Raw genomic sequence first — 14,888 nt, forward strand, 5'->3', positions numbered from 1 at the left:
ATAGCGGCGGCGCGTCATTCAAAGCTCCCTCATTCGGAAGCCTTGAATCACAGCTGCCAAAAAACGCCAAGCGAATTTATGAGTTTACCGCCTAGGAACTCATCAGCAAAGACATCCCATGCGCGCGCCGCCGACAGCTCAGTCATCAACCATTTCGCTTCGGCCGCGATCCAGCCATACTGATCCTTGGGAAGGGTGGATTTGAAAAGTCTCAAGGAAGCGCGCAGCCGCCTCAGGGCGATACGCATCTGACGAACACCTTCGGGGTCATCCGTTGCCAGAGTGACAGTTTCGTTCATTTGCAGATGATCAAGGCTGTGCTGAACAAGTTCGGTCAGAACTTGTTCGACGGTGTCGTCTTTCGTGAGGCTGAGCTTCACATATTTCTGTGGTTTGAGTTCGTCCTGCGTCAGAAGTGCGTAACCGCGCGAGGCCTTGCTCATGGCGGCAAGCCGGAACGGAACTGCCTGGCGAATCTCGGATGCCAGTTCAAATAGCCGTTCGGGGGCGCCGCTGTGCAGTTCCAGTTCGAATTCGCATATTGGTTCGGAGACGTCACCGGCGATGATCTCACCAATGTCGAGGTCGAGCGATGCCGTACTGCCGTCCTCGAATTTAAGGGATCGCGAGTTGCGTTGAAAGTCCGTGCGAAACACGGGTTGCAGGCGCGCCGTGCCGGCGCGCCGTATTAGCCGGCGAAGTTTTTTGTCTTCGATGACGGAGACTGCGGGGTCCTGGCTCGGGACCGGCCCTTCCCATTCCATCCGCACCGGAATGCCGCCCAGTCGTTTGTGGGTCTGTTTTACGCACTGCACGTAGGCGCGGCCGATCTTCCGCACACGAAGGGAGAGGCCTTGCTGACGCAGGTCATAATCCGGCGTGTCGTAATAGACCGTCACAAGCTTCCTCGACCGCGCCCGTCCGACGGCTCGCTTCCTGATGGCCGCAAGATCTTTGACCTTGTCGAGTTGCTCCGGGCGAATTGTCGCCTTCAGTTCTATCTCGCGGTTTGCCGACATGGTGCGTTTAAGCCTCTCACCTTGATCATGGGGAGCCTGTCATTATTCTGCGGCAGTCAAGGTTGAATCTTCTTGGCCGTGGCGCAAACCGGTCTGCGCGCGGTCTACCAGTGCAAGTGTTCTCCGGAGCCTGACAGCTTCTGCGCCACGCCCTTGTCCGCGCCGTTCGAGCTTCTTCAGTTTTTCTCTGAAAATCGGCGCATACATCGTAATGAGTTGACTGCTTCTGCAGTCGTGCCGGTATTGGGCATGTGGCAATCTCCATGTCTTGGTCCGACGTATAGCTTTGCCGGATAATTCGTCGGCAGCAGGATTGCTGGTCCAGTCCGACTGAAGCTGCTCAGCTTCTGTTAAGAAAGACGATGCAGGTGGCGTTTCGTTACAGTTTTATGACAGCCATTGGCTGACTGGAGTGCCCTTGTGCTGAATGTTTCTGGTAATACGCGGGCGCTTAGAGTAGTAATCGCGATCAGGCTGGCCGACGATTGTTACGCTGCATTGGAGCCCTTTTTATCCTGCGTCTTCGGAGCCGCTAGGTAGTCTCGCGTGAGAGGCACCGCGTCTTGTCTCTTGGCGATCTGGATCTGGAACACGACGTGCCCGCCGTGCCGGAAGGCAAGCTCGCTCAAGATGAGATAGAACCGCCACATTCGGCAGAAGCGCTCGTCATAAATTACGCGAACCTTGTCCAGGTTTGTCTCGAACCGCTTGCGCCAGGCCTTCAGTGTCTCCGCGTAGTGCAGACGCAAAACCTCGACATCGGTGACATAGAAACCCGCACGTTCGATGACGGCGAGGACTTCCGACAGGGCTGGGCTGTAGCCGCCGGGAAAGATGTACTTGGCGATCCAGGGATTGGTGGCCCCAGGCCCGTCGGCCCGGCCGATCGTGTGCAGAAGCGCGACGCCGTCAGCCGCAAGGCGATTGTGCACCGTCGTGAAGAATTCGCGATAGTGGGGTACGCCGACATGCTCGAACATGCCGACCGATACGATGCGATCGAAAATTTCGTCGACTTCGCGATAGTCTTGCAGATAGAAGCGGGCGCGATCGTCGAGTCCTTCGGCCTGGGCGCGCTCGTCAGCGATTTTATGCTGCTCCTGCGAGAGCGTGACTCCGGTGACCTGGGCGCCATGCTCTCGGGCGAGGTAAAGCCCAAGCCCGCCCCATCCGCAGCCGATATCGAGGACACGGTGGCCGGGTTCCAGAAGAAGCTTGGCGGCGATGAGCGCCTGCTTGTCTCTCTGTGCGGTTTCCAGGCCGTCATCCGGATGCCGGAAATAAGCGCAGGAATACTGACGGTCGGCGTCCAGGAACAGGTCGTAAAGCGCGCCCGACAGGTCATAGTGATGCGCTACGTTACGTCGCGCCCGCTCGACCGGATTGAACTGCGCCAGCCCGCGACAGAGCCGCCGGAGACGCGCCAGCCAGCGATAGTGCCATACGTCGGGCTGATGAGCCAGATTGACCACGAGCAGTTCAATGAGACCGTAGATGTCGTCATCCTCGATGGTAAGTGTCCCATCCATATAGGCTTCGCCCAGCGCGAGATCGGGATTGAGGACAAGTTTCCGAAGCAGGGGCCACGTATGAAACCGGACGGTGACAGGTAAGGATGACGCTTCACCATATCGCACCGATCGCCCATCGGGGTATACAGCAACCAAGGCGCCCTGCCGGATCAGACGGGCGAGAAAAAGTGACAGAAATTTAGCCCACATTGTCTTTTCTCATCTTTGATACCATTAAGCCTTTACAAGGATTACTTCATCGCATTAATTAATGGGCCTGACCCTGGGGCGTCGACATGAACTCACCGGCGCTGCCCCGCCCCCCCTGCACGACTATCCTTAAGGACGACGGGGCTCTCTGTTCGTTACAATAGGCGGTTAACGGCGAGACAGGCGTCGTTCGCGCAAAGCTCGGTTGGAGGGCTGCGAAGGGAAAACGTTGAACTGACCATGTATTCGCACGGGAATGGATGTCGGGAGTGAACATGACTGACGATCAAGACAGCAAATCGCCGGGAGACGCCGTTCATGCGGTCATGGTCGAGGTTCACCAGGACATGCTTCGTTTCCTCACGCGCCGGCTCGGCAACGAGGACGAGGCCGCCGATGTCCTGCACGATTTCTATGTCAAGGTGCTGACGCGGATCGGCGACGTTCGCGAGACGGAAAAGCTTCGCGCCTGGATGCGCCGGGTGCTCGAGACGACCTTGATCGACTATTACCGCGCCCAGGGCAAAAGACGCCAATCCGAGAGCGAATTCCAATATCTGGAGTCAGTACGACTCACCGGCAAGGGCAAGGACGACCTCGATCTCATCATCTGCATGTGCCTTTACAAGCTCCTGCCGACCTTGAAGCCAGAATATGCGGACATCCTGTGGCGCGCCGACTTGATCGGCGAATCGCGCGAAAGCATCGCGGCAACACTCAATATCTCCGAGAGCAATTTGCGTGTGCGGTTACACCGGGCCCGCCAAGCCCTGCGGCAGCGGCTGGAGGAGGCCTGCCGGACGTGCCCGATCCATGGTTATCTGGATTGTGACTGCGATTATGGTTCACATATGCGCACCGGGATCGGGCAAGACGCGCCTAAACTGTAACGAAGGCTCCTTTGGACCGTCTATCTGATGACTGTCCAAAAGGAGCTGACCATGCCAGACACATCCAAATCCACCAATCCGGCGGTTCTGCGCTTCCGGGGTCTTGACCTCGAAGCCATGACGGCCCTGCAGATGCGCAATATCGACGCCGTCCGGCGCATGGCGAACCTGATGCTCGACAGCACCCAAGAGATTACCGAGCGCCAGGCCGCATTCCTCAAAGCCGGCGCCGACCAGATGAACGCCACGTTCGAGCGCGGCGAGGGCGCGTCGGATCCCAAGGCCATCTTCGAGCGGCAGACCGAGGCCTATCGCGATCTGTTCGGCGCGTTCGTCACCCATGTCGGCGAACTTGGCGAGATAACCTCCAAGTGCTGCGCCGGCCTGGCTCATGAGGCGACGGGGAAATTGACTGACCGTCCCACGCGTGAAAGCCGAACGGAACAGCCGGCGAAGATGGCTGGATGCTGCTGCGGTCCTAGCAAGGATGCGGCCGAGAATGAGGTTGACCTTCCTACGGCGGAAAACCGCACGGAACCGACAGCAAAACGCGCCGGCGCGGCCTCGAAGACCAGCCCGGCGAAAAAATAGCTGCAGGTGGGGTCCATGAACGCGCTGTTCTATTTCCTGATCTGGGCGGTGATCATCTTCCTGATGATGCGTTTTGGCTGCGGCGCCCACGTCATGGGACATGGCCACGGCAAGGCCAAACATGGCGGCGGCGGCCAAGAGGGGCGGGGAGAGGCCGAGGGTATGCGGTGGATCCCGCCGGCCAAGGACGTCGACCCCGTCTGCGGCAAGACCGTCAGTACCAACGGGGCCAAGCCGAGCGTCTATGAGGGCAGCGTCTACTATTTCTGTTCGCGGGAATGCCGCGAACGCTTCGAGGCCGCGCCCGAACAATATGTCGGCCCCCACGCCAAGGGGCCGCAGCCCCAACTGGAGAACAGCCATGTCTGATGCCACAGCGTCTTCGATGACCACACCTCGGTCCGGAACGCCCCTGCCAACTCAAGCCGCGCCAAGAGTTCCCATCATTGCATTCGGAATGAGCCTCGGCTTGTTTTTAGCGATCACGTTTGCGCTTTGCGTCGGCTTCGACCTCTTGTTTCCCGGCCAGGCAATGTACGAGAGCTGGCTCCGTCTGCTGCCCGGCTTCACATGGCTGAGCTGGCCGAGCTTCTTCCTCGGCCTTGCCGAAAGTTTCGCCTATGGCTGGTACGTCGCCCTGATCTTCGGGCCCCTCTACAACTTCTTCGCCGCGCGTAGCGGCCGCGCAGGCCGGCCATGACCACGACCGCAAGACAAAAGGCCCCCGCCCGCAATAAACGACCGGCACCTGCACTCAAGGTCGTGAGCCCCGTGGATGCCAAGCGAGACATGGTCGTGGAAGCGCCGCCGGTGCCCAGACTCCCCGGTCAAGACTTCCTCGATTATCAAGTCGACTTCTGGCAGCGGTCGGTCCTGTTCTGGGACACCCTTAGGCAGCGGGCCGACAACATGCTCGCGCATGAGCGCGCCGGCCTGCCGCCGCTCTTGGACTTCAAATACGAGACGATCCTCGACGCGCGTCGCTTCGACCATCCGGCGAACTACGCTTTGTTGCGGATTACGGAGGTGGGCGAGGACTGCTGGGACGATTGCGTCGATCCGGACAAGCCGCCGGTCATGGTGCTCGATCCGCGCGCCGGGCACGGACCGGGCATCGGTGGCTTCAAGCACGACTCCGAAGTCGGCATGGCCCTGCATGAAGGGCACCCGGTCTATTTCGTGATGTTCTTCCCCGACCCCGCGCCGGGTCAGACGCTGGCCGACGTACTGCATGCGCTCCGGCGTTTCGTCGAAGAGCTTGTCCGGCGCCACCCGGGCAAGCCGCCGGTGCTCTACGGCAACTGCCAGGCGGGCTGGGCCGTGACCCTGCTGTCGGCCGACTGCGAGGGTCTCGTCGGCCCGGCGGTCCTGAACGGGTCGCCGCTGTCCTATTGGGCGGGTGAGGCCGGGGTCAATCCGATGCGGGTGAGCGGCGGCCTGCTGGGCGGCGCCTGGCTCGCGCATTTCACCGCGGATCTCGGTGACGGGCGCTTTGATGGCGCCTGGCTCGCCCAGAATTTCGAGAACCTGAAGCCCGAAAAAGCCATTTGGGAGAAATATGCCGGCCTGTTCAACAAGATCGATACGGAGCGCGACCGCTTCCTCGAATTCGAGCGCTGGTGGAACGGCTTCTACTTCCTGAGCCGCGAGGAGATCGTCGCGATCGTCGAGAACCTGTTCATCGGCAACAAGCTCGAAAAGGGCCTGATGCGCATTTGCGACGGCTGTATCGCCGACCTGCGGCGCATCCGGAACCCGCTGGTCGTCTTCGCCTCCTACGGCGATAACATCACGCCGCCGCATCAGGCCTTGGCGTGGATACCCGCGGTCTACGAGAACACGGACGATCTCAAAAAGGCCGGCCAGCGCATCGTCTATCTGACCAATCCGCATGTGGGCCATCTCGGCATCTTCGTCTCGGCCAAGGTCGCTCGCTTTGAGCACCGCGCGATTCTCGAGAGCCTGGAGGAGATCGAGGCCCTGACGCCGGGCCTTTACGAAATGAAGATCGACAATCCGAGCGGCGATCCCGACTGCCACAAGCCGCAATATTCCGTGAGCTTCGAGGATCGCCAGGTCGAGGATATCGAGTTTCCGCAACAGACCGAGGCGTTCGAGCGGGTGCGCGAAGCGTCGGAATTCAACGAGTCGTTTTACCGCACCTTCGTCAGCCCCTGGGTTCAGGCGGCGACCAACCCGTGGGTTGCCGAAGGGCTCAAATGGCTGCATCCCATGCGGACCAGCCGTTACCTGTTTTCCGGCGCCTTCAACCCATGGATGCAGGGTATCGCAACCCTGGCGGATGGTATTGCGAAGACGCGAAGCCCTCTTCCTGAGGATCACCCGCTCCTGAATAAGGAGCGGGAGCTTATCGCTCATGTCTCCGATGCGATAGAAGACGCTCGAAACGCGCGGGACGGCGCCTACGAGCAGGCATTCAAACTGCTTTATGGCGACACCCCCGAAGGGACAGCCGGGAAATGACCGATGGCGTTGACGGAACGATCCTGGTCATCAACAGCGGCTCCTCCAGCATCAAATTCGCGCTATTCGATATGGCCGCGGACGAGCCCCGCCGGGTCTGGCAGGGAGCGCTGGAACGGATCGGCTTCGACGCCGGCCGCTTCGCCGCGACGGACGTCCGGGGGACGATTCTCATCGATGAGACCCTGGCAATACCCAACCACGTCGTCGCCCTCGACCTGCTGCTCGGCTGGGTCGAGGACCGGATGTCGCAAAAGGACCTCATCGCCGTCGGCCACCGGGTGGTCCATGGCGGAGAGGAGTGCGACTGCTCGCTCCTCGTCACGCCCGCGCTCGAAGTCCGCCTGAAACGACTGATCCCTCTCGCACCGCTCCACCTGCCGCACAACCTCGCCGGTATCGTGGCGGTTCGCCTGCGCCGCCCCGACCTTCCCCAGGTCGCCTCCTTCGACACCGCCTTTCACCACGGCTTGCCCCGCGTGGCGCGCTTGACCGGCCTGCCCCGCCGTTTCGAGGAGGATGGCGTCCGCCGCTACGGATTTCACGGCCTGTCCTATGAATACGTTATCGACGAGGTGCGTCGGCGGGACGACGACGCGGCTACAGATGGGCGGATCATCGTTGCCCATCTCGGCAATGGCGCCTCCATGGCGGCGATCAAGGACGGGCGCAGCGTCGAGACCACGATGGGCTTTTCGACGCTCGCCGGCCTGCCCATGGGGACGCGTCCCGGCGATCTCGACCCCGGGGTGTTGCTGCATCTCCTGATCGAGAAGCAGATGCCCGCCGAGGCGTTGCAGGATCTGCTCTACGACGCCTCGGGATTGCTCGGGATCTCCGGATTGAGCCGCAACATGGCCGACCTCTTGGCTCGGCGGGTCGCGCCGGAAGCGGCCGAGGCGATCGAGTTCTTCTGCCACCACGCCCGCCGGCATCTGGCTGGCCTGACGGCCGCGCTCGGGGGCCTCGACCGGCTCGTCTTCACCGGCGGGATCGGCGCCAATTCGCCCGAGATCCGTGCTCGCATTTGCGACGGTCTCGGCTATCTCGGCCTTGCACTCGATGCGGGCCGCAATGCCGGTCATGAGCGTGTCGTTTCATCGGACGGCAGCCCCGTGCTTATCGAGGCCTTTAAGACGGACGAGGAACTGGTCATCGCGCGGCATGCGCGGGACCTGCTGGGCGCATCGTCAACAGTCGAAAAGACGCATGCTCATGGTTAATCAAGCCGAGACCCTCAAGGATTTGGTAGAGGCGGCGCAAGCGCACGCGCCGATCCGCGTGGCCGTCGTCGCCGCCGATCAAGGACTTGTCCTCGAGACGGTGCGGGAAGCCGCCTCGCTTGGCCTGATCGAGCCCCGCCTTATCGGCGATCCCGACGGGATCCTCGCTTGCGCCAAGGACGCCCATGTGGAGATCGACCGGGCGGCGATCGTCAACGCGAAGAGCGACGCCGAAGCGGCGCGGGCGGGCGTCGATCTCGTTCGGACCGGAGACGCCGACGCGGTCATGAAAGGCAACATCCACACCGATGCCTTCATGCGGGCGCTTCTCGACAAGGACCGCGGATTGCGGGTCCCGGGCCAGCGGGTCAGCCACGTGTTCATGGTCGATATCCCGACCTACCCCAAGCTCCTCGCGATCACGGACGCGGCCATCAACATCACGCCTGATCTCACCGCCAAGGCGCAGATTCTTCAGAACGCCATCGAGGTCTTGGGACTGCTGGGCGTGGAGACGCCCAAGGCCGCTATCCTGTCGGCGGTCGAGACCGTCAACCCGGCCATTACATCGACCCTGGACGCCGCCTGTCTGACCCTGATGGCCAAGCGGGGACAGATCGCCGGCGCCATCGTCGATGGGCCCATGGCCTTCGACAACGCGATCTCGGCCGATGCCGCGCGAGAAAAAGGCATCATCTCGGGGGTCGCCGGCGATGTCGATATCCTGTTGGTGCCCGATCTCGTCTCCGGCAACATTCTGGCCAAGAACCTCGAGTATCTGGCCGGCGCCACGGCCGCGGGTATCGTCTTGGGTCTGTCGGTGCCAGCTGTGCTCAGTTCGCGCGCGGACCCCCCGGCCGCACGCCTCGCCGCGCTAGCGCTCACTGTCCTAATGCATCAACCCCGGGCGCAAAGGAGGGAAACAACGGAGCCGGAATCGGCCATCCATTGCGCACCCCAGCCCGAAGACGCTTGCTGTCCGATCGGAGCCTGAACCATGCTGCAGGTGCCAGACGATAAGCGAAAGGGACTCGACAGTACGTCGCCTTGTCCCGATGACGAGGCGAGGTCCCGGCCGTCTCTGGATCAACCCCTACACGCGGCGCTCGGGCGGCTCACTGCCGGGATTTCGCCGGTGGCGCTTGCTCAGGCCTATACGGATTGGGCCCAGCATCTCCTGCTATCGCCCGACAAGCAGATAGAACTGGTCGGGAAGGCGGCGAGCAAGTGGGCGCGCTATCTGGAATACTGTCCGCGGGCTTGCTCGGATCCTCATTGTGAGGTCTGTATCGAGCCCCTGCCGCAGGACAAGCGCTTTGCCGGCGATCCGTGGCAGACATGGCCATACAATGCGTTCTATCAGGGCTTCCTCCTGACCCAGCAATGGTGGCACAACGCCACGACCGGCGTCCCCGGAGTCTCCAAGCATCATGAGGAGGTTGTCTCCTTCGTCGCCCGGCAACTCCTCGACATGGTCTCTCCGGCGAATTTTCCGGCGACCAACCCCGAGGTCCTGAAGGCGACTCTCGACAGCGCCGGCCAGAACCTGGTTCATGGGGCCGCCAATTTTATCGAAGACTGGCAACGCGCCGTCAGGGGCGAGCGGCCGGCCGGCGCGGAGGATTTCGAGGTCGGCCGGAACCTTGCGGTGACGCCCGGCAAGGTGATCTTCCGCAACGAATTGATCGAGCTGATCCAATACGCGCCGGCGACGGACAAAGTTCATCCCGAGCCGGTCCTGATCGTGCCGGCCTGGATCATGAAATACTACATCCTCGACCTCAGCCCCGAGAACTCGCTGGTGAAGTACCTGGTCGAGAAGGGCCACACGGTCTTCATGATCTCCTGGAAGAACCCGGCGGCGGAGGACCGCGACCTCGGTCTGGAAGACTACCGCAGGCTCGGAGTCATGGCCGCGCTCGACGCGGTCTCCGTGATCATCCCGGAGCAGCGGATCCACGGCGCTGGCTACTGCCTCGGCGGCACACTCCTGTCGATCGCCGCGGCGGCCATGGCCCGCGACGGCGACGAACGGCTGGCGACTCTGACCCTGTTCGCCGCGCAGACCGATTTCACGGAAGCCGGCGAGCTGATGCTGTTCATCGATGAGGCCCAGGTCAGTTTCCTCGAGGACATTATGGCGGAGCAGGGCTACCTCGATACCAAGCAGATGGCCGGCGCCTTCCAACTGTTGCGCTCCAACGACCTGATCTGGTCGGCCATGGTGCAGAACTATCTCTTGGGCGAGCGCCGTCCGCTGTTCGACTTGATGGCGTGGAACGCAGATGCGACGCGCATGCCGGCCAGGATGCACTCGGAGTATCTCCGGCAGCTGTTCCTCGACAACGATCTGGCGGACGAGCGCTACTGCATCGACGGCCGCCCGGTTTCGCTGCGTGACATCCGTATCCCGATCTTCGCCGTCAGCACCCTCTCCGACCACGTCGCCCCCTGGCGGTCAGTCTATAAGATCCACGCCCAAACTAATGCCGATGTCACCTTCGTGCTGTCCAACGGCGGCCACAATGCCGGCATCGTCAGCCCGCCCGGCAACGCCAAACGCTATCACCAAATCGCCACGCACGACGACCTCGCCGCTTATCTAGATCCGGACAGCTGGCAGACGCAGGCGGTCCACCATGACGGCTCTTGGTGGCCCTGCTGGCAGGGCTGGCTCGCCGAACATTCGGGCGAGCCCATCAAGCCGCTCCGGCTGGGCGCGCCGCGCAAGGGCTATCGGCCCCTGGGCGACGCGCCCGGCGCCTATGTGCGCGAACCGTGAACATTGGCATACAAATGATCGGGGTCCGGAACGACCCGTAGTCGCGATGGGTGAGGGAGTGAGCGATGGCTTGGCTGGCAGAGAACTGGGTTTGGGTCCTGATCGGAATCGCGTTCGTCGCGATGCATCTTTTCGGGCACGGCGGCCATGGCGGTCACGGAGGTCACAGTGGGGGCGGTGAATCGAGCCGGCGCCCGAGAAATGAAAACGAGACGGATCGGTCCGGGCAGCACCGGCACTGACGGATCGTTTGACCGGCTCCGATCGCCGGCGCGCCGTCGGATGATGCCGGACAGGATTCTCATGTGCGCCGGATCAGAGGAAGCGGAACAAGTCGGCGAGATGAAGGATGAAGATTATGCTGAACACGAAGCTGGTCACATGGGCGTTGGGGATCTGGACAAGCATCACATTCGTGGTTTGCGTGATCTACGGTCTTGTGACACCGCAGAGCCTTCATATGAGCGCATTTCTTGAGCAGGTCCTGCCGGCCTTCAAATGGCTGACGTGGTGGGGTTTCCTGCTTGGTCTGACCGAAAGCTTCCTTTACGGCGCCTACGCCGGGCTTGTGTTCTGCCCGGTTTACAACTGGCTGCATCGGCGCTGGGGCGCGACATGAAAAACAATACAAGGATCGATTTATGAAAACGACCGTCATCGAGGTCGCGGGGCTGGTCTCCGTGCTTAGCGCCCGGGGCGTAGAAAAACGGCTCGCCCGGCTTCCCGGCGTTCGCAAGGCCGAGGTGAACTACGTCGCCGGCAGCGCCACCGTCGTCTACGACGAAAAGCGCACGGACCTCAAGGCGATCAAGGCGAAGGTGGCCGAGTGCGGCTATCACTGCGGCGGCGAACTCGTGCCGAAGCATGTCTGCGAGACCGAGGATCCGCCGGCTGAGAGCGTCGCCGTTGCGATGCCCGCGCACGAGCACCATGCGAAGGCGGGCAGGGCGAAGGCGGAAGCCGGAAAAGCGCCCGCCGTAGATCATGCGGCGCACGAGATGGGCCATGGCGGCGGCATGAGCATGGAAGCCATGGTTCGCGACATGCGCAACCGCTTCTGGATCGCGCTGGTTTTCAGCATACCGATTTTCGTCTACTCGCCGATGGGCGGGCTGTTCACGCCGCCTGCGCCGCCGTTCGGGCTGCGCTTGGACATCTGGCTCTTCTTCCTGGCGAGCGCCGCCGTGCTCTATCCGAGTTGGCCGTTCTTCGTCGCCGCCTGGCGGGCGCTGCGCAACGGCGTCCTCAACATGGCGGTGCTGGTCGTCCTGTCGGTGGGCACCGGATACATCTTCAGTGTCGGCGCCACCTTCTTTTTTCCCGGCGTTCAGTTCTACGAAGCGGTCGCCGTGCTCTTGGTTTTTATTCTGCTCGGCCATTGGCTGGAGATGCGCGCCCGAGCGGGGGCTTCCGACGCCATCCGCTCGCTGATGGATCTCGCACCGCCCATGGCCATTGTACTGCGCGACGGCCGCGAAATCGAGGTCCCCACCGCGGAAGTACTTAAAGACGATACGGTCGTGATCCGGCCCGGCAACAAGATCCCCGTCGACGGTGAAATCCTCGAGGGCGAGTCGCAGGTGGACGAATCCATGCTCACCGGCGAGTCCATGCCGGTGGCGAAGAAGCCCGGCGATAGCGTCATCGGTGCGACGATCAACAAGAGCGGCAGCTTTAAGTACCGCGCCACCAAGGTGGGCGCCGACACGGCGCTCGCCCAGATCGTCAAGCTCGTGCAGGAGGCGCAGAACTCCAAAGCGCCGGCACAGCTGCTTGCCGACCGGGCTTCGCAATGGCTGGTGCTGATCGCGGTCGTCATTGGCCTTGCGACCTTCGCCACCTGGTTCTGGTGGGTCGGCGAGCCCTTGCTGTTCGCCTTGACGCTGACGATCACGGTCTTCGTGATTGCCTGCCCGGACGCCTTGGGGTTGGCGACGCCGATGGCGGTGATGGTGGGTACGGGCCTCGGTGCCATGAACGGGATCCTGTTCAAGAACGCCGGCGCCCTGGAGGATGCGACCAAGCTCGATGTCATCGTCTTCGACAAGACCGGGACGTTGACGATGGGCGAACCGGACGTGGTCGAGGTTGTCGTGTCGTCCGACATGACAGAAGACAAGGTCTTGGCCTTGGCGGCGACCGTCGAGCAAGGCTCCGACCATCCGTTGGCGCAGGCGATTTTGAAGCACGCGGGCGACATGCAGAAGGCGCAATTGACCGGCTTCGAGAACATCGAAGGCAAGGGTGCGCGGGCGGAAATCGATGGGCAGGAGGTGTTGCTCGGCAACCGCCGGCTGATGGACGAACGCAAGGTCGCGATGGACGCGCTTGAACCCGAGGCGAAGCGGTTGCAAGGCGCCGGTCAGACGGTGGTTCATATCGCGCGTTCCGGACAACTGGTCGGTCTGATCGCCATCGCTGATGCGCCCCGGCCGACCGCTGCCCCGATGGTGGCGAAGCTGCGCGAACGCGGCGTCGAGGTGGCGATGCTCACCGGCGACAATCAGGCGACGGCCGACCGGATCGCGGCGGGCCTTGGCATCACGACGGTCCTGGCCGACGTGCTGCCGGGCCAGAAGGCGGACAAGGTGAAGGAGCTGCAAGATCAGGGCAAGCGGGTCGGTATGGTCGGCGACGGTGTCAACGACGCACCCGCCCTGACTCAGGCTGACGTGGGGTTCGCCATCGGGGCGGGCACGGACGTCGCGATCGAGAGCGCCGATGTGGTGTTAATGAAAAGCGACCCCTACGACGTCGTGGGCGCAATCGAGTTGTCGCGCGCGACGCTGCGCAAGATGCACCAGAACCTTTTTTGGGCTGTGGCCTACAACGTCGTCGCGTTTCCCGCGGCAGCCGGCGTTTTCTATCCCTTTGTCATCAGTCCCGAGGTCGCGGCCCTTGCCATGTCGGGGAGTTCGGCCCTGGTGGCGGTGAACGCCATGCTGCTGAAACGAACGCGGCTGGAGGGCATTCATGCCGCGCCCCGCAAAGCCTGAAGTTGAAGCATGGCGCCCTTACTTGTCACCGGACGAACCGGTGACCGTCGTCGGCGCCGGCGTGGCGGGGCTCGCTTGCGCCATCCTGCTGGCCCGAGCCGGTCAGTCGGTCATCGTGCGGGAATGGCACAACACGGTCGGAAGCCGATTCCATGGGGATTTTCAGGGCCTGGAGAACTGGAGCGACGACCGGGACATCCTCGACGAGCTGCGCGTCGCTGGCATTGAGACAAGCTTCGAGGCTCATCCCGTCCGCGAAGGCACTGCCTTCGACGCTTGGGGTCAAGCCTATCCGATATGCGGCGAGCGACCCCTTTACTATCTCGTCCGTCGCGGCGGCGAAGGCAGCCTGGAGCTCGCCCTGCTCAAGCAGGCCATCGGCGCCGGCGCCGAGGTGCGGTTCGGCGACCGCGTCGCAGATCCGGTCGGGTCGACCATTCTCGCGGTCGGGCCAAGGACTGCCGACGCCATCGCTGCCGGCTATGTCTTCGAGACCGATCGGCCGAACGGCAACTGGATCGCCTTCAATGATCGGCTCGCGCCGCTCGGCTACGCCTATCTCCTGATCCACGCCGGCCGCGGCACGGTGGCGAGCTGCATGTTCACCGGCTTCAAGCGGCAGGCGGAACATGTCGAACGCACGGTGGCCTTCTTCCGCGAGAAGGCAGGGCTTGAAATGTGCGATCCCAAGCCGTTCGGCGGTTTCGCCAACTTTCGCCTGCCGCGCACCGCTCTGCAGGGAGGGCATCCCGTGGTCGGAGAGCAGGCCGGGTTCCAGGACGCGCTCGCCGGCTTCGGCATGCGCTATGCTCTGCGCTCGGGCATTCTCGCGGCTCGTAGCCTGCTCGAGGGAACTGACTACACGCGGCTCTGGCGTCAAGAGCTTCTGCCGCTGCTCAGAACGGGCGTCAGCAACCGGTTCATCTTTAACAACGCGGGCGCGCGCGGGCGGCGCTGGGCGCTGCGCGGGATGAGCCGCTCCAATACGGCGGCGAAGCTGCGACGCCTTTATCGGCCGTCGGTCCTGACCCGTCTCGTCTACCCGCTTGCAGTTTGGCGCTACCGGGCGCCGCTCGGCGATCCGAGTTGCGATCATGTGGCCTGCGCCTGTGTCTGGTGCCGCCACGGCGTAGGCCATGCCGCGCCAAGCGACGTTTAGCTCGCTCTGCCGGAGAAGGAGTA

14 protein-coding genes are annotated in these 14,888 nt (G+C 62.7%); 12 read left to right on the forward strand and 2 right to left on the reverse strand.

Translation table 11 applies throughout. The features are described 5' to 3' along the window. Positions 1 to 47 precede the first annotated feature (47 nt). On the reverse strand, positions 48 to 1,019 hold the full coding sequence (locus CMO28_RS27150; RefSeq protein WP_296719903.1) for an inorganic triphosphatase: 972 nt from the start codon (positions 1,017 to 1,019) through the stop codon (positions 48 to 50). Positions 1,020 to 1,507: 488 nt separating this feature from the next. Further along, the gene (locus CMO28_RS27155) at positions 1,508 to 2,740 is read right to left on the reverse strand and encodes an SAM-dependent methyltransferase (RefSeq protein ID WP_086466606.1); all 1,233 of its coding nucleotides are present in this window, start codon (positions 2,738 to 2,740) and stop codon (positions 1,508 to 1,510) included. A 275-nt stretch (positions 2,741 to 3,015) separates the two neighbouring features. Here CMO28_RS27155 and CMO28_RS27160 point away from each other — a divergent pair, with 275 nt between their 5' ends. The 12 genes from CMO28_RS27160 to CMO28_RS27210 all read left to right on the forward strand — a co-directional run bounded on the left by CMO28_RS27160 (position 3,016) and on the right by CMO28_RS27210 (position 14,865). Continuing rightward, on the forward strand, positions 3,016 to 3,630 hold the full coding sequence (locus tag CMO28_RS27160; RefSeq protein WP_086466675.1) for an RNA polymerase sigma factor: 615 nt from the start codon (positions 3,016 to 3,018) through the stop codon (positions 3,628 to 3,630). Between the two features lie 27 nt (positions 3,631 to 3,657). Further along, entirely contained in the window at positions 3,658 to 4,221 is a 564-nt protein-coding gene (locus tag CMO28_RS27165; protein ID WP_086466607.1) for a phasin family protein, read from the forward strand. A gap of 15 nt (positions 4,222 to 4,236) precedes the next feature. After that, the gene (locus CMO28_RS27170) at positions 4,237 to 4,590 is read left to right on the forward strand and encodes a YHS domain-containing protein (RefSeq protein WP_086466608.1); all 354 of its coding nucleotides are present in this window, start codon (positions 4,237 to 4,239) and stop codon (positions 4,588 to 4,590) included. Between the two features lie 16 nt (positions 4,591 to 4,606). Beyond that, positions 4,607 to 4,921, forward strand: coding sequence for a DUF5676 family membrane protein (locus tag CMO28_RS27175; protein WP_086466676.1), 315 nt, complete (start codon positions 4,607 to 4,609; stop codon positions 4,919 to 4,921). After that, positions 4,918 to 6,705, forward strand: a complete 1,788-nt coding sequence (locus CMO28_RS27180) for a DUF3141 domain-containing protein (RefSeq protein ID WP_086466609.1) — start codon at positions 4,918 to 4,920, stop codon at positions 6,703 to 6,705. The genes CMO28_RS27175 and CMO28_RS27180 overlap by 4 nt, the downstream gene beginning before the upstream one ends. Beyond that, positions 6,702 to 7,928, forward strand: a complete 1,227-nt coding sequence (locus tag CMO28_RS27185) for an acetate/propionate family kinase (RefSeq protein WP_086466610.1) — start codon at positions 6,702 to 6,704, stop codon at positions 7,926 to 7,928. The genes CMO28_RS27180 and CMO28_RS27185 overlap by 4 nt, the downstream gene beginning before the upstream one ends. Continuing rightward, entirely contained in the window at positions 7,921 to 8,922 is a 1,002-nt protein-coding gene (locus tag CMO28_RS27190) for a bifunctional enoyl-CoA hydratase/phosphate acetyltransferase (RefSeq protein ID WP_245825961.1), read from the forward strand. The genes CMO28_RS27185 and CMO28_RS27190 overlap by 8 nt, the downstream gene beginning before the upstream one ends. A 3-nt stretch (positions 8,923 to 8,925) precedes the next feature. Then, positions 8,926 to 10,710: a PHA/PHB synthase family protein gene (locus CMO28_RS27195; protein WP_176342563.1), complete on the forward strand. Its 1,785-nt coding sequence runs from the start codon at positions 8,926 to 8,928 to the stop codon at positions 10,708 to 10,710. 65 nt (positions 10,711 to 10,775) lie between these two features. Beyond that, positions 10,776 to 10,952, forward strand: coding sequence for a DUF2933 domain-containing protein (locus tag CMO28_RS30005; protein ID WP_086466612.1), 177 nt, complete (start codon positions 10,776 to 10,778; stop codon positions 10,950 to 10,952). Between the two features lie 116 nt (positions 10,953 to 11,068). Beyond that, entirely contained in the window at positions 11,069 to 11,329 is a 261-nt protein-coding gene (locus CMO28_RS27200; protein ID WP_086466678.1) for a DUF5676 family membrane protein, read from the forward strand. A 22-nt stretch (positions 11,330 to 11,351) separates the two neighbouring features. Then, positions 11,352 to 13,706, forward strand: a complete 2,355-nt coding sequence (locus CMO28_RS27205) for a heavy metal translocating P-type ATPase (protein ID WP_086466613.1) — start codon at positions 11,352 to 11,354, stop codon at positions 13,704 to 13,706. A 40-nt stretch (positions 13,707 to 13,746) separates the two neighbouring features. Continuing rightward, positions 13,747 to 14,865, forward strand: coding sequence for an NAD(P)/FAD-dependent oxidoreductase (locus CMO28_RS27210; protein WP_176342564.1), 1,119 nt, complete (start codon positions 13,747 to 13,749; stop codon positions 14,863 to 14,865). The last annotated feature ends 23 nt before the right edge of the window (positions 14,866 to 14,888 follow it).

The organism is Tistrella sp. (assembly GCF_002684955.1).
Lineage (GTDB): Bacteria > Pseudomonadota > Alphaproteobacteria > Tistrellales > Tistrellaceae > Tistrella > Tistrella mobilis.